Source organism: Ruegeria sp. CK1 (assembly GCF_056536545.1).
The window spans coordinates 1,122,130-1,144,636 of the sequence record NZ_JBQFPX010000001.1; the positions used below are offsets into that span (position 1 = coordinate 1,122,130).

22 protein-coding genes are annotated in these 22,507 nt (G+C 55.1%); 15 read left to right on the top strand and 7 right to left on the bottom strand.

The genetic code is table 11. From position 1 onward, the window contains the following. Positions 1-56: 56 nt before the first annotated feature. Entirely contained in the window at positions 57-1,616 is a 1,560-nt protein-coding gene (gene guaA / locus ACR0L3_RS05365) for a glutamine-hydrolyzing GMP synthase (RefSeq protein ID WP_480744249.1), read from the bottom strand. A gap of 80 nt (positions 1,617-1,696) precedes the next feature. On the opposite strand from guaA, the gene ACR0L3_RS05370 reads away from it, so the two are divergent. Further along, positions 1,697-2,134 carry a GNAT family N-acetyltransferase gene (locus ACR0L3_RS05370; RefSeq protein ID WP_480744251.1) on the top strand — a complete coding sequence of 146 codons (438 nt, stop codon included), beginning with the start codon at positions 1,697-1,699 and terminating at the stop codon, positions 2,132-2,134. 8 nt (positions 2,135-2,142) lie between these two features. Here the strand turns inward: ACR0L3_RS05370 and ACR0L3_RS05375 are convergent, their stop codons facing one another. After that, positions 2,143-2,844 carry a DUF2270 domain-containing protein gene (locus ACR0L3_RS05375; protein ID WP_480744252.1) on the bottom strand — a complete coding sequence of 234 codons (702 nt, stop codon included), beginning with the start codon at positions 2,842-2,844 and terminating at the stop codon, positions 2,143-2,145. Positions 2,845-2,999: 155 nt separating this feature from the next. Between ACR0L3_RS05375 and ACR0L3_RS05380 the strand changes: the two genes are divergently transcribed. After that, positions 3,000-4,544, top strand: a complete 1,545-nt coding sequence (locus ACR0L3_RS05380) for a trimethylamine methyltransferase family protein (protein WP_480744253.1) — start codon at positions 3,000-3,002, stop codon at positions 4,542-4,544. Here the strand turns inward: ACR0L3_RS05380 and ACR0L3_RS05385 are convergent, their stop codons facing one another. After that, a complete protein-coding gene (locus ACR0L3_RS05385) occupies positions 4,545-4,844 on the bottom strand; it encodes a DUF6477 family protein (protein ID WP_480744255.1) in 300 nt (99 codons plus the stop codon). Positions 4,845-5,083: 239 nt separating this feature from the next. Here ACR0L3_RS05385 and ACR0L3_RS05390 point away from each other — a divergent pair, with 239 nt between their 5' ends. Both ACR0L3_RS05390 and ACR0L3_RS05395 read left to right on the top strand, forming a co-directional pair. Then, a complete protein-coding gene (locus ACR0L3_RS05390; protein ID WP_480744257.1) occupies positions 5,084-6,193 on the top strand; it encodes a DUF6456 domain-containing protein in 1,110 nt (369 codons plus the stop codon). Between the two features lie 44 nt (positions 6,194-6,237). Continuing rightward, on the top strand, positions 6,238-7,161 hold the full coding sequence (locus tag ACR0L3_RS05395; RefSeq protein WP_480744259.1) for a LysR substrate-binding domain-containing protein: 924 nt from the start codon (positions 6,238-6,240) through the stop codon (positions 7,159-7,161). Between the two features lie 47 nt (positions 7,162-7,208). On the opposite strand, the gene ACR0L3_RS05400 is transcribed toward ACR0L3_RS05395, so the two are convergent. Beyond that, on the bottom strand, positions 7,209-7,757 hold the full coding sequence (locus tag ACR0L3_RS05400) for a redoxin family protein (RefSeq protein WP_480744261.1): 549 nt from the start codon (positions 7,755-7,757) through the stop codon (positions 7,209-7,211). Between the two features lie 262 nt (positions 7,758-8,019). Between ACR0L3_RS05400 and lipA the strand changes: the two genes are divergently transcribed. Both lipA and ACR0L3_RS05410 read left to right on the top strand, forming a co-directional pair. Next, the gene (gene lipA, locus ACR0L3_RS05405) at positions 8,020-8,970 is read left to right on the top strand and encodes a lipoyl synthase (RefSeq protein WP_480744263.1); all 951 of its coding nucleotides are present in this window, start codon (positions 8,020-8,022) and stop codon (positions 8,968-8,970) included. Then, the gene (locus ACR0L3_RS05410; protein WP_480744265.1) at positions 8,967-10,124 is read left to right on the top strand and encodes an amidohydrolase; all 1,158 of its coding nucleotides are present in this window, start codon (positions 8,967-8,969) and stop codon (positions 10,122-10,124) included. Before lipA ends, ACR0L3_RS05410 begins: the two co-directional genes overlap by 4 nt. On the opposite strand, the gene hpt is transcribed toward ACR0L3_RS05410, so the two are convergent. Beyond that, positions 10,111-10,653 carry a hypoxanthine phosphoribosyltransferase gene (gene hpt / locus ACR0L3_RS05415; protein ID WP_480744266.1) on the bottom strand — a complete coding sequence of 181 codons (543 nt, stop codon included), beginning with the start codon at positions 10,651-10,653 and terminating at the stop codon, positions 10,111-10,113. The genes ACR0L3_RS05410 and hpt overlap by 14 nt on opposite strands. Before the next feature lie 72 nt (positions 10,654-10,725). Here hpt and ACR0L3_RS05420 point away from each other — a divergent pair, with 72 nt between their 5' ends. Continuing rightward, positions 10,726-11,172 (top strand): type II toxin-antitoxin system RatA family toxin, encoded by a 447-nt coding sequence (locus ACR0L3_RS05420; protein WP_480744671.1) that lies wholly within the window; start codon positions 10,726-10,728, stop codon positions 11,170-11,172. Between the two features lie 37 nt (positions 11,173-11,209). Continuing rightward, positions 11,210-12,505 carry an MmgE/PrpD family protein gene (locus ACR0L3_RS05425; protein ID WP_480744267.1) on the top strand — a complete coding sequence of 432 codons (1,296 nt, stop codon included), beginning with the start codon at positions 11,210-11,212 and terminating at the stop codon, positions 12,503-12,505. Here ACR0L3_RS05425 and pyrC read toward each other — a convergent pair. Continuing rightward, a complete protein-coding gene (gene pyrC / locus ACR0L3_RS05430; RefSeq protein ID WP_480744269.1) occupies positions 12,502-13,539 on the bottom strand; it encodes a dihydroorotase in 1,038 nt (345 codons plus the stop codon). The two genes, ACR0L3_RS05425 and pyrC, sit on opposite strands and share 4 nt — an antisense overlap. A 136-nt stretch (positions 13,540-13,675) precedes the next feature. On the opposite strand from pyrC, the gene ACR0L3_RS05435 reads away from it, so the two are divergent. Then, entirely contained in the window at positions 13,676-14,584 is a 909-nt protein-coding gene (locus ACR0L3_RS05435; RefSeq protein WP_480744270.1) for an AAA family ATPase, read from the top strand. Further along, positions 14,584-15,840 (top strand): vWA domain-containing protein, encoded by a 1,257-nt coding sequence (locus tag ACR0L3_RS05440; protein WP_480744272.1) that lies wholly within the window; start codon positions 14,584-14,586, stop codon positions 15,838-15,840. The genes ACR0L3_RS05435 and ACR0L3_RS05440 overlap by 1 nt, the downstream gene beginning before the upstream one ends. Positions 15,841-15,843: 3 nt before the next feature. On the opposite strand, the gene ACR0L3_RS05445 is transcribed toward ACR0L3_RS05440, so the two are convergent. Continuing rightward, entirely contained in the window at positions 15,844-16,344 is a 501-nt protein-coding gene (locus tag ACR0L3_RS05445) for a hypothetical protein (RefSeq protein ID WP_480744274.1), read from the bottom strand. Between the two features lie 233 nt (positions 16,345-16,577). On the opposite strand from ACR0L3_RS05445, the gene ACR0L3_RS05450 reads away from it, so the two are divergent. The 5 genes from ACR0L3_RS05450 (at position 16,578) to ACR0L3_RS05470 (ending at position 22,493) form a co-directional block, all read left to right on the top strand. After that, positions 16,578-17,546 carry an XdhC family protein gene (locus ACR0L3_RS05450; RefSeq protein WP_480744275.1) on the top strand — a complete coding sequence of 323 codons (969 nt, stop codon included), beginning with the start codon at positions 16,578-16,580 and terminating at the stop codon, positions 17,544-17,546. Next, positions 17,543-18,541: a molybdopterin-binding protein gene (locus ACR0L3_RS05455; RefSeq protein ID WP_480744276.1), complete on the top strand. Its 999-nt coding sequence runs from the start codon at positions 17,543-17,545 to the stop codon at positions 18,539-18,541. The genes ACR0L3_RS05450 and ACR0L3_RS05455 overlap by 4 nt, the downstream gene beginning before the upstream one ends. Positions 18,542-18,680: 139 nt before the next feature. Further along, the gene (locus ACR0L3_RS05460) at positions 18,681-19,166 is read left to right on the top strand and encodes a (2Fe-2S)-binding protein (RefSeq protein ID WP_480744277.1); all 486 of its coding nucleotides are present in this window, start codon (positions 18,681-18,683) and stop codon (positions 19,164-19,166) included. An 80-nt stretch (positions 19,167-19,246) separates the two neighbouring features. Beyond that, positions 19,247-21,607 carry a xanthine dehydrogenase family protein molybdopterin-binding subunit gene (locus ACR0L3_RS05465; protein WP_480744279.1) on the top strand — a complete coding sequence of 787 codons (2,361 nt, stop codon included), beginning with the start codon at positions 19,247-19,249 and terminating at the stop codon, positions 21,605-21,607. 94 nt (positions 21,608-21,701) lie between these two features. Beyond that, the gene (locus ACR0L3_RS05470) at positions 21,702-22,493 is read left to right on the top strand and encodes an FAD binding domain-containing protein (RefSeq protein WP_480744281.1); all 792 of its coding nucleotides are present in this window, start codon (positions 21,702-21,704) and stop codon (positions 22,491-22,493) included. The last annotated feature ends 14 nt before the right edge of the window (positions 22,494-22,507 follow it).

The following is a 22,507-nucleotide window of genomic DNA, read 5'->3' on the forward strand; positions in this document are numbered from 1 at the left end:
GGTTTTCTGTCTGGATTTAAACAAAAAAAGCCGGGACAGAGCCCGGCTAATTTTTGTCATTCCCACTCGATAGTTCCCGGTGGTTTCGATGTGATGTCATATGTACATCGGTTAATGCCTTTAACCTCATTGATTATGCGCGTGGCGGTTTCGCCGAGGAACTCATGGCTGAACGGGTAATAATCCGCCGTCATGCCGTCCACTGACGTTACGGCACGAAGCGCACAGGCATAGTCATAGGTCCGGCCATCGCCCATTACGCCCACGGTGCGAACCGGAAGAATCGCCACAAACGCCTGCCAAATGTCGTCATACAGACCATGTTTGCGAATCTGATCGATGTAGATCGCATCCGCCTCGCGCAGGATTTCCAGCTTTTCGCGGGTAATTTCACCGGGGCAGCGGATTGCCAGACCCGGTCCGGGGAAGGGGTGGCGACCGATAAAGCTGTCGGGCAGGCCAAGCTCGCGACCCAAGGCGCGCACTTCGTCTTTGAACAGCTCGCGAAGCGGTTCGACTAGTTTCAATCCCATTTTCTCAGGCAGGCCGCCGACATTGTGGTGCGACTTGATAGTGACCGAGGGTCCCCCCGAGAACGAAACCGATTCGATTACGTCGGGGTACAGCGTGCCCTGAGCAAGGAACTCAGCGCCTTCGATAGTGTCGGCGTGTTTCTGGAACACGTCGATGAACAGTTTGCCAATGATCTTGCGCTTGGTTTCTGGGTCGGACTGGCCGTCCAGTTCACCCAAGAACAATTCGCTTTCATCCGCGTGGATCAGCTGAATATTGTAGTTGTCGCGGAACATGCCGACGACTTCCTGGGCTTCGTTCTTGCGCAGCAGGCCGTGATCGACGAACACGCAAGTCAGCTGATCTCCGATCGCTTCATGGATCAGGATTGCAGCGACCGAGCTGTCTACTCCGCCGGACAAACCGCAGATGACCTTTTTATCTCCGACCTGCTCGCGGATTTTATCAATCATCTGCTCGCGATAGGCGCCCATAGTCCAGTCACCGCGGAACCCGGCCAGTTTCACGAAGTTCTCATACAACTTCGCGCCCTTGGGTGTGTGATGCACTTCGGGGTGGAATTGGACCGCATAGAAGTGCCGGTTGGTATCGGCGGTAATTGCAAAAGGCGCGTTGGGCGAGGTGCCGAACACTGCAAAGCCGGGAGCGATTTCGCTGACATGATCGCCGTGGCTCATCCAGACCTGCTCGTCACCGTCAGAGAACCAGCCATCCAGAATGTCCAACTGACTTTTCGGAGTGACGAAGGCGCGGCCGAATTCGGCGGTGCCATGGCCGCTTTCGACCTTGCCGCCCAGTTGCTGCATCATCACTTGTTGGCCATAGCAGATGCCAAGGATAGGCACGCCATAGCCAAAAATCTCTTGTGGGGCGCGGGGTGAACCTTCTCGTGTAACACTATCAGGCCCGCCCGAGAAAATCACAGCTTTGGGCGCCATCTCGCGCACAAAGTCCATTGTGACATTCTGATAGGGGTGGATTTCGCAATAGACGTTCAACTCGCGAAGGCGGCGTGCGATCAGCTGCGTCACCTGGCTGCCGAAGTCGATGATCAGAAGGCGGTCATGGGATGTCTGGCTCATGACTGGCTCTTAGGTCGCGCAGCGGTTATGTGCAAGCGTTATGAGGCGATTAAAGCCAGTTGTAGAGGGAGATCGGAGCAATGGCCGCAATTCGTTTCATTAAGGCGACCCAAAAAGACGTCGAACCAATTACCGATTGCATCGCGGCGGCATACGCTAAGGCGCGTGAAACTATAACCGATCTTCCAGACGTTACTGCGGGCGTTGAACAGGAAATTGCAGATCATGAAGTGGTTCTGGCATGGACCGATATCGGTCTGGGTGGAGTTATCATCTATTCCCAAACAAACAATGCAATGAAGCTAATCAATCTGGCAGTTGCGCCGCATGCTCAAGGGCAGGGCATCGCTGGGAGGTTGTTGAAAATCGCCGAAGACGCTGCCCGCCAGCATGGATGCACACACATGGTTTTGCGGACACACCTCCTGATGCAGGATACTCGCGCGATTTATGCCCATTTGGGGTGGCGCGAAACTGAGGTCATCGGAAATTCAGTTGCCATGACCAAAAGTCTGTAAACCGGCGTTTAACCCATTGATTCAGACTTTTTGCTTCCCCGACGCGATGCACGGTTTCCGTCCGCTCGGTAACTCCAGATGGCAATCAGCGTCCAGCATAGAATATAAAGTACTCCGGTTAAAATAAGGACTTCACCGGGGATGGGGCCCACATCGGCGCGGTCAATAGCCTGAGAGAAACTCTCAACCGGGGATGGGTGGACCGAAAGTTTAACGCCGAAGGCCAAGCTCTGAATCAACAGAATCCACAAGTAGTTCCTGCGAATTCTGCGCCCAATCGCGATCATTAAGCTGACGTGGTACCGCGGGTGCAGGTAATCATCGGCCAGTACCTTTTGCCAGTTCTCCTCCATATGAAGATCGCCGTCATAGAGCAGGGGCGCATAAAAGTGCGTTTCCAACCATCTCGCCCGAGCGCGCCATACGTTGAAATACCTATAGCGACGCGCCTCGAGCATCAGGAAAAGGATGATCAAAACGCCGACAAGCACCAATGGCAATGGTGAGGCATCAGGCGAGGAAAAGGAAATCGACAGCGCGACGCCCAAAGTGACAACGGCCCAGTTTGTGGTCGTGTCCAACCGTGTGCGCCAGATCGTGCTGCGGTAAACCTCGCCTCGGTAAAGGTGTGCGACAGCGCCAATTTCGGCCGCATCCAGGGTTTTACGTTCAAATTCGGGCGGCGGTGTCGCCTGATTTTCGGTCGTCATCGTGTTATCATGCCCCGACACGGCTAAACGGTCAAAGTTCTAGAGTGTACTTGAGTATGTCGCTTTTACCCCCAGAGCGCCGTAAACCATATGCTAGCACCCCAAGCGCTCCTGTAACAAAACGGTCAATCTAACCAACCACACGGGATTTTCTCATGGCAGAGGCAAACACCCGGCGCAGAGCAAGAGGTGGCGGTGGCGCTGCTCGCCGGGCCGAACGTACCGCAGTTCGAATTGAAACCGCGAAATACATTGAGCGGAATATTCCGAATTTCGAGGTTCTCAACGAAGAAGCGTTGGAAATCATTGAAACCAACGCGGAAACTATTCTGGCCGAAGTCGGCGCTAATTTCGTTGACAACCCAGCAGCGTTGAAGCGCTGGAAGGATGCCGGGGCTGACGTTGACGGTGAACGGGTTCGTATTCCCCGTGGTCTGGCACGCGAGCTTATCAAAACTGCACCCAGCCAGTTCACTCAGCATGCGCGCAACCCTGAAAAATCAGTCGTTGTTGGAGGGCGCAACTTGGTGTTGGCGCCGGTCTATGGCCCGCCCTTCGTGCGTGACATCAATGGTGGCCGTCGCTACGCGACCATGGACGATTTCAACAAGTTTGTGAAACTGGCTTATATGTCCAAGTGGCTGCACCACTCGGGCGGCACTGTGTGTGAACCTACCGACGTCCCAGTGAACAAACGTCACCTGGATATGCTGATGGCGCACATGACGCTTTCGGATAAGCCGTTCATGGGTTCTGTAACCGATCCCAGCCGCGCACAAGATTCGGTGGAAATGTGTGAAATTCTGTTCGGCAAAGAGTTCGTGCAGGAAAACACAGTCATGACTTCGCTGACCAACATCAACTCGCCGATGACCTTTGATGATGTGATGATGGGCTCGCTTGAGGTTTATGCGAAGAACAACCAGGCATGTATTATCTCACCCTTTATCGTGGGCGGTGCTATGGCCCCGGTTTCGGTGGCCGGGACGCTTACACAGGTTCTGGCCGAAGTTTTGGCGGGTATCTCGTATAGCCAGATCATACGCCCAGGTGCACCAGCGATCTTTGGCGCATTTGTAACGTCGATCGACATGAATTCGGGAGCGCCGACCTTCGGCACACCTGAAGCCGCGCACATCACCTATGGCGCTGGACAGTTGGCGCGCCGTCTGAACTTGCCTTACCGTTCGGCGGGCTCATTCTGTGGTTCGAAATTGCCTGATGCGCAGGCCGCTTATGAGACTGCAAACTCGCTCAACATGGGTTTGATGGCTGGTGTGAACTTCATGCTTCACTCGTGCGGTTGGCTCGAGGGTGGTCTGGTTGCAGACTTTGAAAAGTTCGTAATGGATGCTGATCAACTGGGCGTTCTGCACGGTCTTGCCAAAGGGGTAGCCTATGACGAGAACGCGCAGGCAATGGATGCAATTCGCGAAGTTGGTCCGGGCGGCCACTACTTGGGTTGCGAGCACACGCAGGCGAACTTCAAGGAAGCGTTCTGGAAATCGGACCTGTTGGACTACAAGCCTTATGAGACTTGGGAAGATGAAGGCGCACGCGATACACGCCAACTGGCCGCTGGTCGAGTCGAACATCTACTGGCCAATTACCAGCAGCCGCAACTCGACCCTGCGATCAACGCCGCTCTGAAAGAGTATGTTGAGAAAAAGAAAGCATCCATGCCGGATGCCTTCACCTAATCATTGATTTTGCGGGGCGCAGCTGGCCTGAAGCAGCTGCGCCTCGCCCAACAACGCGATCAGCAGGTCCAGATGTCGGACCAACGAATAGGCTGCGTCTTCTTCTATGCGTTGTGTATTAACGTCTCGCTCCATCTCCATCAGTCGAACCAGCGCCGCCCCAGTAGCGGGCAGTGTTCCATAGCCGAGAATGCGTTGAAGATGTCGTTGCCTGTTATAGTCCTGCGCCCCAAGTTTCGCGGCCCGGGCCAATAGGCGAGGGCGGCGGATAGTCATTATTGCGGTCATTAGATCCTGCATTCCCGGGGTCCTTAATTGTCGTGGTATCCCCGAATGTGTTGCACAACCTAAGCGGGCGTTGCCTTGATCGCATTCCCTCCGAACTCTGACTTCATTAGTGTTTATCAATTTGAATCAAATCTGGTCGTTGTCCTCGCGGGTTAACGAACGAGTAACGAAAGCGACTCTAGTAAGAATTGGTTAACAAAATACCGGGGGCGATTGGGAACAGATTGAACTGTCTACGAGGTCAAGGAAATATGGAAAATAACATGGCTTTCACCATCCCGGCGTGGGTGCCTGAGGGGGCGCAAAGATACCTTGCCCACACGGAGACCGGCCAGTCTATCCGCGACATCGCAAGGTCCGCCGGGTGCCATGCATCGACCATTCTCAGGCAAATTAGACGAATTGAGACACGCAGGGATGATCCATTGGTGGATGCTGCACTGCAATCTCTGGCCGAGACCCATTTTTCTGAACCGTCCAACGAAACAGGAAACAGTTATACCGCGTCGCAAGATGAAGCCTCAGATGCAAAGGATGAAGAGTTCAATCTTGAGGCACTGCGGGTTCTGCGCCGGTTATGCGAGACGAGCGCGGTGCTTGCAGTTGGCGAGGAAATGGACAAGGCGGTTGTGGTTCGCGATGCGGGCGGTGGGGCAACAACCAGAACCGCAGTTGTGGATTGCAAGATTGCACAAGCGCTGGCTTTGAACGATTGGATTTCCTGCGATAGTCACGGGCGTATTTCGCGATATCGTATTTCTTCGTCTGGCCGGTCAGCGCTTAGCCAGCTGGTCGCTGATGCAGAGAACAGGGCCAGGGTCCGCACTGAGTTCGGAATGTCCGAAGCGCAGTCACCATTTCAGGCTCGAATGATGCAGGGGCAGTGTGGGGCGAACAGAAACGATCGCCCAAAGCGTATTAGATACAGTGTAGCGGAAAGCCCGTTGATCGCATTGGCACGTAGGAGGGATCGAGATGGAAAACTGTTCCTGGACGAGACCTTAGTCGCAGCGGGTGAACGCTTGCGTGAGGATTTTGAGTTGGCACAAATTGGTCCTCAAGTCGCGCAAAACTGGGATCATTTTTTGACGGCAGGCGGGCGCGGCAATTTCGATTGCGAAGCACATGGTGGGCGTGGCTCATCGGATGCACGTGACCGTGTTGCACAGGCTTTGTCGGATCTGGGGCCAGGGTTGAGCGACGTGGCGTTGCGATGCTGTTGCTACCTAGAGGGGCTGGAAATTGCCGAAAAACGTATGGGGTGGTCGGCGCGCTCGGGCAAGATCGTGCTTCGGATCGCGTTGCAACGATTGAAGCGACACTATGAAAATCAATCAGAGAGAAACCGTTTGATCGGGTGATATGTTTTAGTTGCGGTAAAGCGGTGAAGTGATAATCAAGATTTATGAATTTCACGCTCAGACAACTGCAGTACTTCAACGCTGTTGCCGAACAGCGCAATTTTGGCAGGGCCGCACAAGTGTGCCACGTGTCTCAGCCTGCTTTATCCGTTCAGATCAAAGCACTGGAGGAGAGTCTGGGGGGCCCGCTATTCGAACGACAGGCAAGGGACATTCTTTTGACGCCACTTGGGCGAGACGCGCTGGAGCATGCGCGTAGGGTTCTTGGGGCGGCAGATCAGTTGGATCAGTTTGCGCGTGATCGATCGGGTGGGCATAGGTCTTTGGCTATTGGAATCATCCCTACGATCGCGCCTTATCTTCTGCCCGGCGTGTTAGCAGGACTGAGGACTTCGGATGTGTCATTGCGAGTCCAAGTGCGTGAAGCCAGAACTGAACGTTTGTTGGCTATGCTACGGGCTGGTGAAATTGACGCTGGTGTTGTGGCGTTACCCGCAGGTGGAAGCGAGCTATTCGAGCTGCCACTTTTTCAGGATCGTTTCTTGTTGGCCGGCAGCGACGCTCGACTAAAGGCTATGACGTCCACACCAGAAGCGCTACGACCTTTGGACCTTCAAACCGCACAGCTGATGTTGCTGGACGATGGCCATTGCTTGACGGACCAAGCGCTTGAAATCTGCGGTCAGGATCGGAGCAGCGGGTTGATCAATATGGGCGCCTCGTCGTTGGCTACTCTGTCCCGTCTCGTGGCGGAAGGTTTTGGCTTAACGCTGATGCCCGAACTGGCGGCGCGAGCGGAATCCGATGCTGTCCCGGGACTAAAATTGCTGCGTTTCAGTGCGCCTCAACCGTCGAGAACAATTGGGTTGGTGCGGCGTGTTTCAACCGGGGTCGAAGATTGGTTCGATGGGCTTGCTGAGGTCATTCAACAGGTCGGCGAGGGTATAGTTGCCGAAACCCGCGCTTAAAAAAGACCCGCCACTGGCGGGTCTTTTGCGTTAGATTGCTTAAAAGCTTAGGCCAGCGCTGGCTCTTTAGCTTCATCCAGGTGTTTCTTCAGGTTTTCAGGAGAGGAAACACCATACGGATCTTCCGGGCAGTTATCCATCAAACCGGGTTCTTCAAACCATGCTTCAACGACGCCGTTATCAACGATGGCTGCATACCGCCATGAGCGCATGCCAAAACCCAGATTGTCTTTGTCGACCAACATACCCATCTTGCGGGTGAATTCGCCTGAGCCATCCGGAATAACCTTTACGTTTTCCAGACCCTGATCCTGCGCCCACTTGTTCATGACAAAGCTGTCGTTGACGGACATGCAATAGATATCGTCGATACCTTTTTCCTTGAATTCGGCATATCCGTTTTCAAATCCGGGCAACTGGTAGGTCGAGCAAGTCGGAGTGAAAGCGCCGGGCAGCGAAAACAGAATCACGCGTTTGCCAGCAAAGTAATCTGCGGTGGTCTTGTCTTCCCAGCGGAACGGGTTGGAGCCTTCTACAGCCTCATCACGGACACGGGTGTGAAAGGTTACGTCAGGCAGTTTGGTACCGGATTTCATATTCATGTTCCTGTGATTCATTTATGAACGCTTGTGATTTAAAACAGTTCTAAAAATGCTTCAACGCAATTTCTGCCGCGAGCGCGAATTTGACTACTCAATATATAACCTTATATTTTTTATACGTTTTATTTCATTTTAGGCTCTCTTTTCTGCGAATGCATGGTGGGCTGTTATGGCTGGTATGCACGGGTGGTGTAGCTAAGGCCGACAGTGTATATTATATGTAAGCAAAATTGACCCAAAGTCAGGAAAGCCAACCGTGCGCGATCTGAAGATCCCCGAACAACGTCATCCCGAAAAAGCGCATCGTCAGGACAATGCGCAACCGAAAAAGCCGAAGTGGATTCGCGTAAAAGCGCCCGGCGGCAAAGGGTATGCTGAAACGCACAAGATCATGCGCGAAAACAACCTCGTCACAGTTTGCGAAGAAGCCGGGTGCCCGAATGTGGGCGAGTGTTGGAGCCAGGGTCACGCTACCATGATGATCATGGGTGAAATCTGTACCCGTGGTTGTACCTTCTGCAACATCGCTACCGGTCGCCCGGATGAGTTGGATGCGTTTGAACCCGGACGTGTTGCGCATGCGGTGCAGAAACTGGGTCTAAACCATGTTGTTATCACGTCGGTGGACCGGGATGATTTAAAGGACGGTGGTGCAGAACATTTTGCGCAGACCATTCGCGCAGTACGCCATCGCTCGCCGAAAACAACGATCGAAATTTTGACGCCGGACTTTCTGAAGTGTGACCCGTCAGTTTTGGAAACGGTGGTCGAGGCCAAACCTGACGTGTTCAACCACAACCTTGAAACCGTTCCGGGCCTTTATCCCGAAGTCCGTCCCGGCGCGCGTTATTTCCATTCTCTGCGGCTGCTCCAACGAGTGAAAGAACTAGACCCGTCAATTTTCACCAAATCTGGTATCATGGTGGGTCTGGGAGAACATGAACAGCAAGTTCGGCAGGTCATGGACGACATGCGCGCCGCCGACATTGATTTTCTGACCATCGGCCAGTATCTGCAGCCGACACCGAAACACCACGGTGTTGACCGTTTTGTCACGCCCGAAGAGTTCGCATCATACGAAAAGGCTGCCTATGGCAAAGGCTTCTTGATGGTCTCTGCAACGCCTTTAACCCGGTCGTCCTATCACGCCGGTGACGACTTTGCCCGTTTACGCGATGCTCGTCAGAAAAAGTTGGAGCAAGGGTGACCCCCGACGCAATCGCGCGGCTCACCCGCCTGCGCCACGAACTGCATCAGTTCCCAGAGCTTTCTGGTCAGGAGCAGGCGACGGCGGCGCGCGTAGCGGACGAACTGCAAGCGAGTGGAGCCACTCATGTTTTGACTGACATAGGTGGCTATGGCGTTGCCGGAATTTATGATAGCGGTAAGGCTGGTCCAACCGTCGCTATTCGATGCGAATTGGATGGTTTACCAATACAGGAAACTTCTAATGTCGCTTATAAATCTCGGATAGAGGGTAAGGGTCATCTGTGCGGTCACGATGGCCATATGGCTATGGTTTTGGGCGTGGCAGATCATTTGGAAAACAGCCGACCGCAATTTGGTCGCGTGGTGCTGATTTTCCAACCGGCCGAGGAAACAGGACAGGGTGCTATTGCCTATCGGGCAGACCCAAAATTTACCCAAATAGCGCCGGACTATGTGTTTTCGTTGCACAATCTGCCGGGGATGGCGTTGGGGGATGTTGAATTGTGCGTGGGTGCTGCCAATTGTGCCTCGCGCGGAATGAAAATTGTACTTTTGGGAAAGACTTCTCACGCGTCAGCTCCACAGGACGGTGTATCGCCAGCAGACGCGTTGGTGTCATTGATGCCAAAACTGAGCGCCTTGGCAGAAGTTGAATCTTTGGACGCAGATTTCGCGTTGACCACCGTCACGCATGCCAACCTGGGTGAGCCAACATTTGGTGTGGCTCCTGGTCGGGCCGAGCTGTGGGTCACGCTGAGGACAGTTGCAGATGCTCGTATGCAAAGCTTGATGGAGGACGCCGAGGCTTTGGTTGCGCAGGTCGCTTCAGATCAAGGCTTAGGGTTCAAGATCGCTTATGACGACATTTTTCTGGCCTGTGAAAATGCGCCTGAGGCCGTTGAAATCTTGACCCGATCCTGCGCTCAGGCGGGTGTGCCTTGTAAGACGACGTCGACTCCACAAAAATTCTCAGAAGATTTTGGTCAGTTTTCCAAGGGTGCCAAAGCCGGAATGTTCTGGTTGGGATCAGGTACAAACCATCCGCAACTTCACAATCCGGACTACGACTTTCCAGATGCGTTAATCCCGATTGGAACTAAGGTTTTCCTGGAAGCGATTCAGCAAGTTCTAGGTCCGATCAATCCTCAGTAAAGCGGACCTTGCCGATGAAAGGCAGGTTGCGATTGCGTTGAGCGTAGTCGATTCCGTAACCCACGACAAATTCATCCGGAATCTCGAACCCGATCCAGTCAGACCGGAAATCAACCTCGCGCCGACTGGGTTTATCCAACAAAGCGATGGATTTTAGACGCGCGGGTTTGCGGCTGCGCAGTAGCTTAGTGACGTGGTTCAGCGTGTGACCGGTATCGACGATATCCTCGACAACCAGAACGTCGCGCCCTTCAATAGCACCACGCAAGTCCTTGAGAATACGAACTTCCCGGCTGCTTTCCATCGAGTCGCCGTAAGAGGACGCTTCAAGGAAATCAACTTCGATGGGCAGGTCCAATTCACGCACCAGATCGGCGATGAAGACGAAACTGCCGCGCAGCAGCCCGACGACGACCAGCTTGTCGGTGTTGGCGAATTCAGCGGTGATCTCGCGGCAAAGTTCTTCAATTCGTGCGGCAATGGCCTTGGCCGAGATCATCTCATCTATCACATATGCACGGTCGCTCATCGCTGCCCCCTTGATCTTTGGCGCGCAACATACGACATGACGCGCCATTGTCACCTGCAAATACCGGACGCCATGCCTACTCATTCGGAAACCCGCCACCTGCCGTATACGGCTCAGCAGATGTACGATCTGATCGCGGATGTGGCCAAGTACCCCGAGTTTTTGCCGTGGTGCGCTGCTGCTCGTATCCGTCGAACCTATGCCGCGGGTGAGGCTCAGGTGATGGAGGCAGACCTCGTCATTTCCTTTAAGGTGTTCCGCGAGCGTTTTGGCAGCCGGGTAACGCTGTTCCCAGACCAGATGAAGATTGATACCGAATATTTGGACGGTCCGTTCAAATACATGAAATCGGATTGGCAGTTTGAGGATGCGGATGAAAGTGGGTGTAATGTGTCATTCCACGTTGATTTCGAATTCAAGAACGCCATCCTGCAGGGCATCATTGGCGTTGTTTTCAATGAGGCCATGCACAGGATTGTTCAGGCCTTTGAGACCCGCGCCAAGGATTTGTACGGCTAGCTCTTTACCCGCGATTGCCGGGCGTTAGACTGCGCCCATGAGTGAATTTTCCAAATCCCTAGCCGGGTTCGCGTCAGGAACCATTGAAACGACTATGCAGACGCGAGTCGTTACTTCACTGTCAGCACTGGACTGGATTGCGGTCGGGCGGGCAGGGGGTGCTGAGCCTGTTTCAATAGCTGTTCGTGACCTTGTTTTGGGTGAGCAAGGTGCCGCGCAGGCGCATCTGTTTGGCGGTGGCACTGCGCCTCTACGAGGGGCGGCTTTGGTCAACGGCACGGTTTCCCATGCTCTGGACTACGATGATACGCATTTTGCGCATATCGGGCATCCTTCGGTCGCAGTTCTGCCAGCTGCCTTGGCGCTGAGCGAATGGGATGATCGTATCTTGGTCGATTTTCTAGAAGCGGCTCTTGTAGGTATGGAGGTTTCGATCCGCGTAGGGTTGTGGTTGGGTCGCGACCATTACCAATCCGGGTTTCATCAGACCGCCACGTCTGGCGCGTTTGGCGCAGCGGTAGCAGCGGGTCGTATTCTGGGATTCGACGCGGACCAGATGCAGAAAGTCTTGGGTTTGACTGCAACCCGCGCGGCGGGGCTCAAGGCGCAGTTTGGCACAATGGGAAAACCATATAACGCGGGGCTTGCTGCGTCTGCTGGGGTTGAAACAGCATTACTGATCGCCAAAGGGTTTGAACCCAAAGTAGATGCGCTGGAGGGATCGTGCGGGTTCGGCGCAACACATAATGGAGAAGCCGACGCGACAAGTGCGCTGGATGGTTTAGGCGCTGAATGGCTGTTTGAGAACGTAAGCCACAAATTCCACGCCTGCTGCCATGGGCTGCATGCCGCGTTAGAGGCCGCGCGTGATCTGGATGTTGCTGAACCCGAAGTGGCCGAAATCAAAGTGAAAACCCATCCGCGCTGGATGAGTGTGTGTAACCAAATGTCTCCCGAAACTGGGCTAGGCGCTAAGTTTTCCTATCGCACTGTAATTGCCATGCAAGCGCTTGGGTACGATACGGCGCTGCCCGGCAGCTACTCGGAAAAGGTCTGTACCGATCCACGTTTGAAGTCGCTGCGAGACCGTGTTTCAGTTGAAGCGGATGATACTCTGACCGAAACGCAGGCGCATTTGACCCTAATGCGCAGGGATGGCGCTCGGCTTGAGGCAACACACGATCTGCTGGCTCCGATGTCATTGTCAGACCGAGAAGACCGCGTGCGCGGGAAGGCCACCAAGCTGATTGGCAAGGACGAGGCGGACGCGATTTGGTCGATGCTACGCACCGGAGGACGCGCCCGCTATCTGGCTGAAAAGCTTGGGGGTTAAACCACGCGCCAGTGCAACGGGAAGCCAGGCTCGAACACGGTTACAGGGCCATCGTCGCTTTCGATTTTACTGGGGTATTGCACCGGTTCGCCTTTGGTTAGGGTGATCGTCTCTTCGTTGACAGGAAGACGATAGAACGCAGGTCCGTTCAACGAAACAAAGCCCTCAAGCTTGTCCAAAGCGCCTTCTCGCTCAAACATCTCAGCCACCAGTGACATTGTGTTTGTCGCCGTAAAACAACCGGCGCAGCCACAGGCCATTTCTTTGTTGTCGTCAGTGTGCGGCGCGCTGTCGGTGCCCAGGAAAAAACGTGCATCGCCAGAGGTGGCAGCCTTTAGCAATTCCAAGCGGTGCTCTTCGCGTTTGGCGACCGGCAGACAATAGTAATGCGGTTTGATACCACCGACCAAAATGTGGTTCCGATTGATGATCAAGTGATGGGCGGTAATCGTCGCGCCCAAGTCGGCATCGTTGGATTTCACATAATCCACGCCGTCTTTGGTCGTGATGTGCTCCATCACCACGCGCAGGCCTGGGTTGGCGCGTCTGATCGGATCCAGAACGCGATCGATGAAAACGGCCTCACGGTCGAAAATGTCGATCTCGGGATCGGTGACCTCACCATGGACGCAAAGGGGCAGACCGATCTCGGCCATTTTCTCCAGAACCGGGCGTACGTTGTCGAAATTCTTCACGCCCGAATGTGAATTTGTAGTCGCACCTGCGGGATAGAGTTTTACCGCTTTGACCAAGCCGCTTGCATGAGCAGCGGCGACATCCTCGGCGTCGGTATCTTCGGTCAGATAAAGGGTCATGAGCGGCTCGAACGTCATGCCCTCTGGCAAGGCAGACATTATGCGGTCACGATAGGCGGCGGCTTGATCACTGCGAACAACGGGCGGCACTAAGTTCGGCATGATAATCGCGCGGGCAAAATGGCGCGCGGTTTCGGGCAGGACGGCTTGCAACATTGCGCCATCGCGCAGGTGCAGGTGCCAGTCGTCGGGGCGGCGGATCGTAATGCTATCGGTCATGGCGCATCCGCTAGCACACGGGCCGCGCGTGGGAAAGACCTTGTCAATTCCCCGGATCACCGTAAGTCACGAATATACGGCGGTCTTGACGCGCGCCCGCCACCGTGACCTGTTGGGCCAAGGGAGAGAATTGCATATGACACAGCCGGACACCATTGATGCCGTTCAGAAAATGCTGGGCGCGCAAGGTTATGTTTGCGGACGGGCGCTGGCCACCGTGGTCTTCTTGTCATTGAAACTTGGTCGCCCTTTGTTTCTGGAAGGTGAAGCAGGAGTCGGTAAAACCGAAATCGCCAAGGCCCTAGCCTTGGGGCTGAACCGACGCTTGATCCGGTTGCAGTGCTATGAGGGGCTGGACGCGTCCTCGGCGGTTTATGAGTGGAATTTTCCTGCTCAGATGGTTGCAATCCGTACTGCCGAAGCAGCCGGAGGAGCGGACCGCAACGCCTTGCAGAATGAATTGTTCTCGGACGAATACCTAGTCGAACGCCCACTTCTGCAAGCTATGCGTCCAGATGAAAACGGAGCACCTGTTCTGTTGATTGATGAATTGGACCGCACCGATGAACCGTTTGAGGCTTTTCTGCTGGAAGCTCTCAGCGATTTTCAGGTTACCATACCAGAATTGGGCACGGTTAAAGCGCCCGAACCACCAATCGTCATTGTCACCTCGAACCGCACGCGCGAAGTACACGACGCGTTAAAGCGCCGTTGCCTGTATCACTGGGTCGACTATCCTGATTTCGACCGTGAAATTGAAATTCTTCACGCTCGCGCGCCCGAAGCCGCCGAGGCGCTTAGCCGTGAAGTGGTTGCCTTTGTTCAACGTCTGCGAACCGAGGATTTGTTCAAGAAACCCGGCGTGGCCGAAACCATTGACTGGGCCAAGTGCCTGCTGGCACTGGACGTCATCAACCTCAGCCCCGAAGTTATCGGCGACACTCTGGGCGCAATCCTGAAATACCAGGACGACATTCAGAAACTGCAGGGGTCCGAAGCAAAGCGGATTCTGGATGATGTAAAGGCCGATCTGGAGCCAGCCTGATGGCGGAACAACTCCCGCTGCATATCCCAGATGACCCGAAATTAGCGCAGAACATCACACATTTTGCGCGCGCATTGCGCAAGGCCGGGCTTCCGATCGGAACGGGACGCGTTGTTGACGCAATCCGTGCCGTTCAAGCCGCAGGCTTTACTGAAAAGCAGGATTTCTACTGGACTTTGCATGCCTGTTTTGTGAGCCGACCAGAACATCGCACGGTGTTTACTCAGGTCTTTCGTCTGTATTGGCGCGACCCGCGATACCTAGAACATATGATGTCCATGATGTTGCCCGCCATTCGCGGTGTTCAGGAGGAACGCAAAGCTGACGCAGCCGAAAAACGCGCGGCTGAGGCTTTGTTGGACGGGATTGAACGCGATCTACCCAAGGTTGCAGAACAGGAAGATGAGACCGAGCTTGAGATTGATGCCTCGCAAACCGCGTCTTCCGAAGAAAGGTTGCGCAGTCTGGACTTTGAACAAATGAGCACGTCCGAGGTCGCCCAAGCCAAACGAATGCTGTCGCGATTATCCTTGCCTGTAAAACCCATCGAGTCCCGACGCGGCCAAGCCAGTCATTTAAGTCACAGGATCGATCGTGCCCGGACTTTGCGTGCAGCAATGCGCCAAGGCGGAGAACTGCGTGATATCGCGCGCCTCAAGCCCAAACCACGTTGGCCAAATCTTGTGGTGCTTTGCGATATCTCAGGATCGATGAGCCAGTACAGCAGAATTGTTTTACACTTTCTGCACACAGTCTCGAATGCGAAGGGGTTGGGGTGGGCCAAAGTTCATGCGTTCACTTTTGGAACGAGGCTGACCAATATCACCCGCCATCTGCAGCAACGTGACGTGGACGCGGCACTTAGTGCCGCAGGGGCTGAGGCTCAGGATTGGGAGGGGGGCACAAGGATCGGAGAATGCCTGCACGTCTTTAACCGAGATTGGTCGCGGCGTGTCATGGGGCAGGGGTCGGTGGTGCTGCTTATCACGGACGGACTAGACCGAGGCGATCCCGATGCACTTGCGAAAGAGATGGAGAGATTGCATCTGTCTACGCGTCGCCTGATTTGGCTAAATCCGCTGCTGCGCTGGGATGGGTTTGCGCCCAAGGCGCAGGGCGTTGCAGCTATGCTGCCTCATGTCGATAGCTTCCGCGCAGGGCACTCGATCGCATCATTGGAGGAGTTAGCCGCCGTCATCTCGAAACCAGACGACGTGGGCGAGAAAGCGCGGCTGATGTCCGCGCTTTCAAGTTGACGCTTAGCTCAACTGCTCTTCGTTACATTTTCGAGCCATTTCCATGGCCTTGTAAGTGCCGGTAAGATCGACAGTGAAGGCGAATTCCTTTTCAGGGAACACGACCATAACCTTCTGTTTTGCGATATCTTCCGCGAACTGGGGGTCATCGGACAGAACATAACCGCCTGAGTAGCCTTTTGTGATGTTGCCGCGCATACCAGTGGCTTCGCCGACGTATATGTTATCGCCCAACAGGATCGCTACAGCTTCTTTTTCGCCGCGTTTGATGTCTGTCTTGGCTTTGGTGAAAACACCCACATAGCCGACCGCGCGGTCTTCGGTCAGGCCCATCTGAACCACGTTTTCGGCGTCATCCACAGCTTCAATCAGGCACGATTTCTTATCCTGGTCTATGAAGACCTTCCAGCCTTCCACTTCACCATAACGCAGGAAACTGTCTGCGCTGACCGCTGTCGAAGCCAGCAGGCCAACTGCCGTTGCAAGTGTAAAAATGCGTTTCAAGTGTCTGTCTCCCATGTAAAAAAATCATATGCGCATGCTGGAATGCAGCAAGTGCGCGTGTAGGCTAGAATCAGGTCTGACGACAATCAATCCTTTGCTAGTACATCGATAATCCGGGCTAAATTGTGCCGAGAGCGTAAATTTTTCAAATTTGCTTGAGCGGTCTGTGCACCCCGTTCCTTTTCATCCCGGCAAACCTGCCTATGTTGGATCAGAACACGCCGGAGGGTTCCATGGACAGATTCGACAACAGCCCCGAAACGGCCTTGCGCTGGTATCGAAACGGTAGCCCGACAGCTTTGGCCACCGTCGTTGAAACTTGGGGCAGCGCTCCGCGTCGTGTTGGTGCGCAGTTGGTCATTGGCGGAGACGGTCGGATCGAAGGCTCGGTCTCGGGTGGGTGTGTCGAAGGAGCAGTTGTGGTCGAAGCGCTAGAAGCAATCGACGAAGGCGAAGCACGACTGCTGGAATTTGGCGTCAGCGACGAAGACGCCTTTGCTGTGGGCTTGGCATGTGGCGGAACCATTCGTGTCCTCGTCGAGCCGGTTGGGAATGTTCTGCCGGAATCGATGCTCAGCGAACTTGTCAAAGCCCGGGCGCGGCGTGAGCCTGTTGCGTACGAGGTGAACATTGAAACTGGTCATAGGGCCCTGCGCCGCAACGCCTATTCCGACCGTTTGCGTATGGACCGTTCGGGGTTCGAGGAAGATGGCCAAACCTTTGTTGCGGTTCATAATCCTCCGCTTAGGCTGATTGTCGTTGGTGCGGTCCATATCGCGCAGGCTCTGGTTCCAATGGCAAGGATTGCAGGGTATGACCCTGCCATCGTTGATCCCCGCGAGGCCTTCGCCTCAAGCGCGCGCTTTCCGGGTGAGTCAATCCTGACCGATTGGCCGGACGAAGCTGTCGCCAAACTGGGAATGGACACGCGTACGGCGGTTGTTCTTCTAACGCATGACCCCAAGCTGGACGATCCTGCACTGGAGTCCGCTTTGAAAGCTGGTGTTTTTTACATAGGTGCACTTGGGTCCACACGTACCCATGCCAAACGGGTCGAGCGAATGAAAGCGGCTGGTTTTACGGACGCTCAAATTGCGCGTATTCATGGCCCCATCGGGCTGGATATAGGTGCCGCTGACCCTTCTGAAATAGCCGTGGCCATTTTAGCTCAGATGACAGCTGTATTGCGAGGCAAAGCGTGAAATTTGGTCCTGTCCCTGTTGATCAGGCCGCTGGAGCCATTCTTGCCCATTCTGTGCAGGCCGGCGATACCAAGCTGCGAAAAGGACTAGTGCTAACATCCGAGCATCAGAGGCAACTAACTTCGGCCGGATACAGTTCCGTCACGGTTGCCCAATTGGAGCCGGGAGATTGCCACGAAGACAAAGCGGCAGGTATGTTGGCTGAAGCTCTGGTGCCAAATCCTGCAGCCGCAAATCTAAGAGTGACGCAACCTTTTACCGGTCGCGTTAACTTGCTCGCTGACGGTCCGGGTGTCGCGGTTCTGAATGTTCCCGCGCTTGAGGCCTTCAATCAGGTAAACCCGATGATCACCGTCGCCACTGTGCCGAAACATCAGCAGATGGGCAACGGAGGTATGGTCGCGACAATTAAAGTTATTTCCTATGCCGTGCCAGGTAACGATGTAGAAGAAGCATCTCGCCTCGCACAGGGCGCTATTCACCTCGCTGCGCCTGTTTATCAAAAAGCTGGGCTTGTCGTGACTGATATTCCCGGCGGCCCTCCGAATGAAAAAGGCATCGCAGCGATCGAAGGACGCGTTAAAGCGCTGGGTATGGAAATGAGCGACATACGCATCGTGCCGCATCAGACGGATGCGCTTTCTAAGACGCTTTCTGAAATGCAGGGTGAAGTGTTGATGATTCTGACTGGTTCAGCCACATCCGACGTTTCGGATGTAGCACCCGAAGCAGTGCGCGAGGCAGGGGGGCAGGTGGATCGGTTTGGGATGCCGGTCGATCCGGGGAATTTGTTGTTCCTGGGTTCGCTCGGGCAGCGACCGGTGATAGGTCTGCCAGGATGTGCACGATCTCCGGCGTTGAACGGTGCCGATTGGGTTTTGTCGCGCGTCGCTTGCGGTATCGACACAAACGGCGCGGATATTGCCGGGATGGGGGTCGGTGGGTTGCTAAAAGAAATCCCGACGCGTCCGCAGCCTCGGGCCTCGCGTCGATAAATTGCCTTTGTGAGATAACGCTATACATTTAGCTGTTAACCAATTGACCTGGCGTTTAGCTCGCTAAATATTTTTGTTCTCAAACAAAATTTCCCGTGTTTAACTCTGCTCAGGGAGAATTTCATTTTGGGAGGAGTTTATGACACAGGTCTCAATGACCGTGAACGGAAAATCCGTGAGCGGTGATGTCGAGGGCCGGACATTGCTGTCCAGCTTTCTGCGCGACCATCTGCACCTGACCGGCACACATGTGGGATGCGATACCGCGCAATGTGGCGCGTGTGTTGTTCATGTGAACGGTGAGGCAGTCAAATCCTGCAACATGCTGGCGCTTGAGGCCAACGGGGCCGACGTGGGCACCATCGAAGGTCAAGCCAATCCGGACGGCTCGTTGAACACGATACAGCAGGCGTTTCAGGATCACCACGGCTTGCAATGCGGCTTCTGCACGCCGGGCATGGTGATGAGCGCAGCGGCGCTGCTGAAGGACAATCCGCGTCCGACAGAGGCTGAAATCCGTAAGTACCTTGAAGGCAACCTGTGCCGCTGCACCGGATATCACAACATCGTCAAGGCGATCATGGCCGCATCAGGTCAGGACGTCAGCAGCATCGCTGCCGAATGATGCCACTGCGGGCGCAAGAGGAGACGCCCGTGGGATGACACCGGATGCGCTTGCATTCGTTTATGGGAGGAGAACAAGCAATGCCCAAAGACAGTGGCATCGGAGCCAGTTCCAAGCGGCGCGAGGACGTGCGCTTTCTGACCGGAGCGGGCAATTACACCGACGACATCAACGTTCATGGTCAGGCCTATGTACATTTTTTGCGGTCCGACATCGCACATGGGCGGATCAAATCCGTAGACACATCGGCAGCCGAAGGCATGCCCGGAGTGGTCAAAATATTCACCGGTAAAGACTTCGAAGGCGTGGGCGGTATGCCCTGCGGTTGGGAGGTTACTGACAAGCACGGCGCGCCGATGCAGGAACCGCCGCACCCGATTTTGGCGCAAGGCAAGGTTCGTCATGTGGGCGATCCGATCGCAGCTGTTGTTGCTGATAGCCTTGAGCAGGCCCGCGATGCGGCCGAGGCCATCGATGTCGATATCGAGGAACTGCCTGCGGTCATGGACATGAAAGCCGCCGCGCAGGATGGCTCAACACTGGTTCACAACGATCTGAAGAACAACATCTGCTATGACTGGCAACTGGGGGAAGCGGACGACGCCAAGGTTGACGAGGTCTTTGCCAATGCGGCGCACGTGACCACCTTGGACCTAGTGAACAATCGTTTGGTCGCTAATCCGATGGAGCCACGCGTTGCCGTAGCTGAATACGCCCGCGCGACTGAGGAATACACGCTCTACACGACGTCGCAAAACCCGCATGTGATCAGGCTGTTGATGTGCGCGTTTGTGCTGGGCCTGCCCGAGCATAAAGTCCGTGTGGTCGCCCCTGACGTAGGCGGAGGCTTTGGCACCAAGATTTTTCACTATGCAGAAGAGGCGTTTTGCACTTTTGCCGCCAAGGCTTGTGGCCGTCCGGTTAAATGGTCGTCCAGCCGAACCGAGGCGTTCATGTCAGATGCCCATGGCCGGGACCATGTCAGCAAGATCGAACTGGCGCTGGACGCGGACAATAACTTCATTGGCTTGCGCACCAACACCTATGCCAATCTGGGCGCGTACCTATCGACATTCTCCAGCTCTGTGCCGACCTGGCTGCATGGTACGTTGATGGCGGGCAACTACAAAACGCCGGTCATTCAAGTGAATGTGAAAGCGATGTTCACCAACACGGTGCCGGTGGATGCCTATCGCGGCGCGGGTCGGCCCGAGGCGACGTTCCAGTTGGAGCGTGTCGTGGACAAGGCTGCACGCGAATTGGGCGTCGATCCGATTGCCTTGCGTCGTCAGAACTTTGTCACCCAGTTCCCTTATGACACGCCGGTGGCGCTGACCTATGACACCGGGGATTACCATGGAACGATGGATAAGCTGGAGGCCGCTGCTGACCTTGCGGGCTTTGCCGCGCGTCGTTCGGCCAGTGAGGCAAACGGCAAGCTGCGCGGTCTGGGCATCAACTGCTATATCGAAGCTTGCGGAATTGCACCTTCGAACATCGTCGGCATGCTGGGGGCCCGTGCGGGTCTTTATGATGCTGCGACTGTGAGGGTGAACGCCACCGGTTCGATTAGCGTCATGGTTGGCGCGCATAGCCACGGGCAGGGGCATGAGACAGCTTTCCCGCAAGTGGTAGCCGATATGATCGGGATTGACGAGTCGATGGTCGAGATCGTGCATGGCGATACCTCGAAGATCCCGTTTGGCATGGGCACCTATGGCTCGCGTTCGTTGGCAGTCTGCGGATCCGCGATGGTCAAGGCGACCGAGAAGGTGATCGAAAAAGCCAAACGCATTGCGGCGCACCTGCTTGAGGCGTCTGAGGCGGATATCGAGCTGAAGGACGGTCAGTTCAGCGTAGCGGGCACCGACAAGTCGGTAGCTTGGGGGGATGTTACTCTCACGGCTTATGTCCCGCACAACTATCCGCTGGAGGTCGAGCCGGGGCTGGAGGAAACCGCGTTTTACGACCCGGCCAACTTCACTTTCCCGGCAGGTGCCTATGCCTGTGAGGTCGAAGTTGATCCCGAGACCGGTCAGGTCACTATTGAGGCGTTCACCGCCGCTGATGATTTTGGCAACATCATCAACCCGATGATTGTAGATGGTCAGGTCCATGGTGGAATCGGTCAGGGCATCGGTCAGGCGCTGCTTGAAAACTGCGCCTATGACGAGAATGGTCAGCTGCTGAGTGGCTCTTTCATGGATTACGCCATGCCACGCGCGGATGATGTGCCGTTCTATGGGGTCGACCATTCCAGCCAAACGCCGTGCACGCACAACCCGTTGGGCGTGAAAGGCTGTGGTGAGGCTGGCGCAATCGGTTCACCACCTGCGGTGGTCAACGCGGTGCTGGATGCGCTGAATTCGGGTGGTAAGGCGGTCGATCACATCGACATGCCGATGAGCCCGTCGCGTGTCTGGGCAGCGATGAATAGCTGAGAGGTTGGGGTGCGAGGGGCCAGCCCCTCGCGCTCCCCGGGATATTTATAGCCAGATGAAAGGCGGTTCCGCGCCTTTCGGAAAGGAAGACGAAATGTACAATTTCGAGTTTGAGAAACCCTCGACCATCGCTGATGCTGTTGCCGCGTTGGGTTCGGAAGATGCGCAGGCATTGGGCGGCGGGCAAACGTTGATACCCACGCTCAAACAACGTTTGGCGGCACCTTCCACCTTGGTGTCGCTGAGCGGGATTGCCGAGATGAAGGGGGTTTGTGTCAACGACGATGGGTCTGTTTCCGTCGGTGCTGCTACAACCCATGCAAACGTGGCCTCCGACGCGTCGGGAAGCTATCCCGCTTTGGCGGCCTTAGCTGGTCAGATCGGTGATCCGGCGGTGCGAAATCGGGGCACGCTTGGCGGGTCGATTGCCAACAATGATCCTGCGGCCTGCTATCCGGCAGGCGTTTTGGGGTCAGGTGCGACTGTAATCACCAACACCCGTCAGATCGCGGCAGATGACTTTTTCGACGGCATGTTCAGTACGGCACTGGATGAAGGGGAAATCATCACTTCGGTCCGTTTCCCAGTGCCACAAGCGGCTAGCTATCAAAAGTTCCTGCAACCTGCGTCTCGGTTCGCGTTGGTTGGTGTCTTTTTGGCGCGTTTCGCAGATGGTGTGCGTGTCGCGGTCACCGGTGCTAGTGAGGATGGTGTTTTTCGTTGGTCTGAGGCCGAGGAAGCTCTGAACAAAGAGTTCCGAGCGGACGCGCTGATGGGATTGCGGATCAATCCGGCCAACATGATTTCCGACTTGCACGGCAGCAAGGAATATCGCGCGCATCTTGTCGGGGTGATGACTAAAAGGGCGGTTGAAGCCTGCGTTTGAACAATAGCTAATAA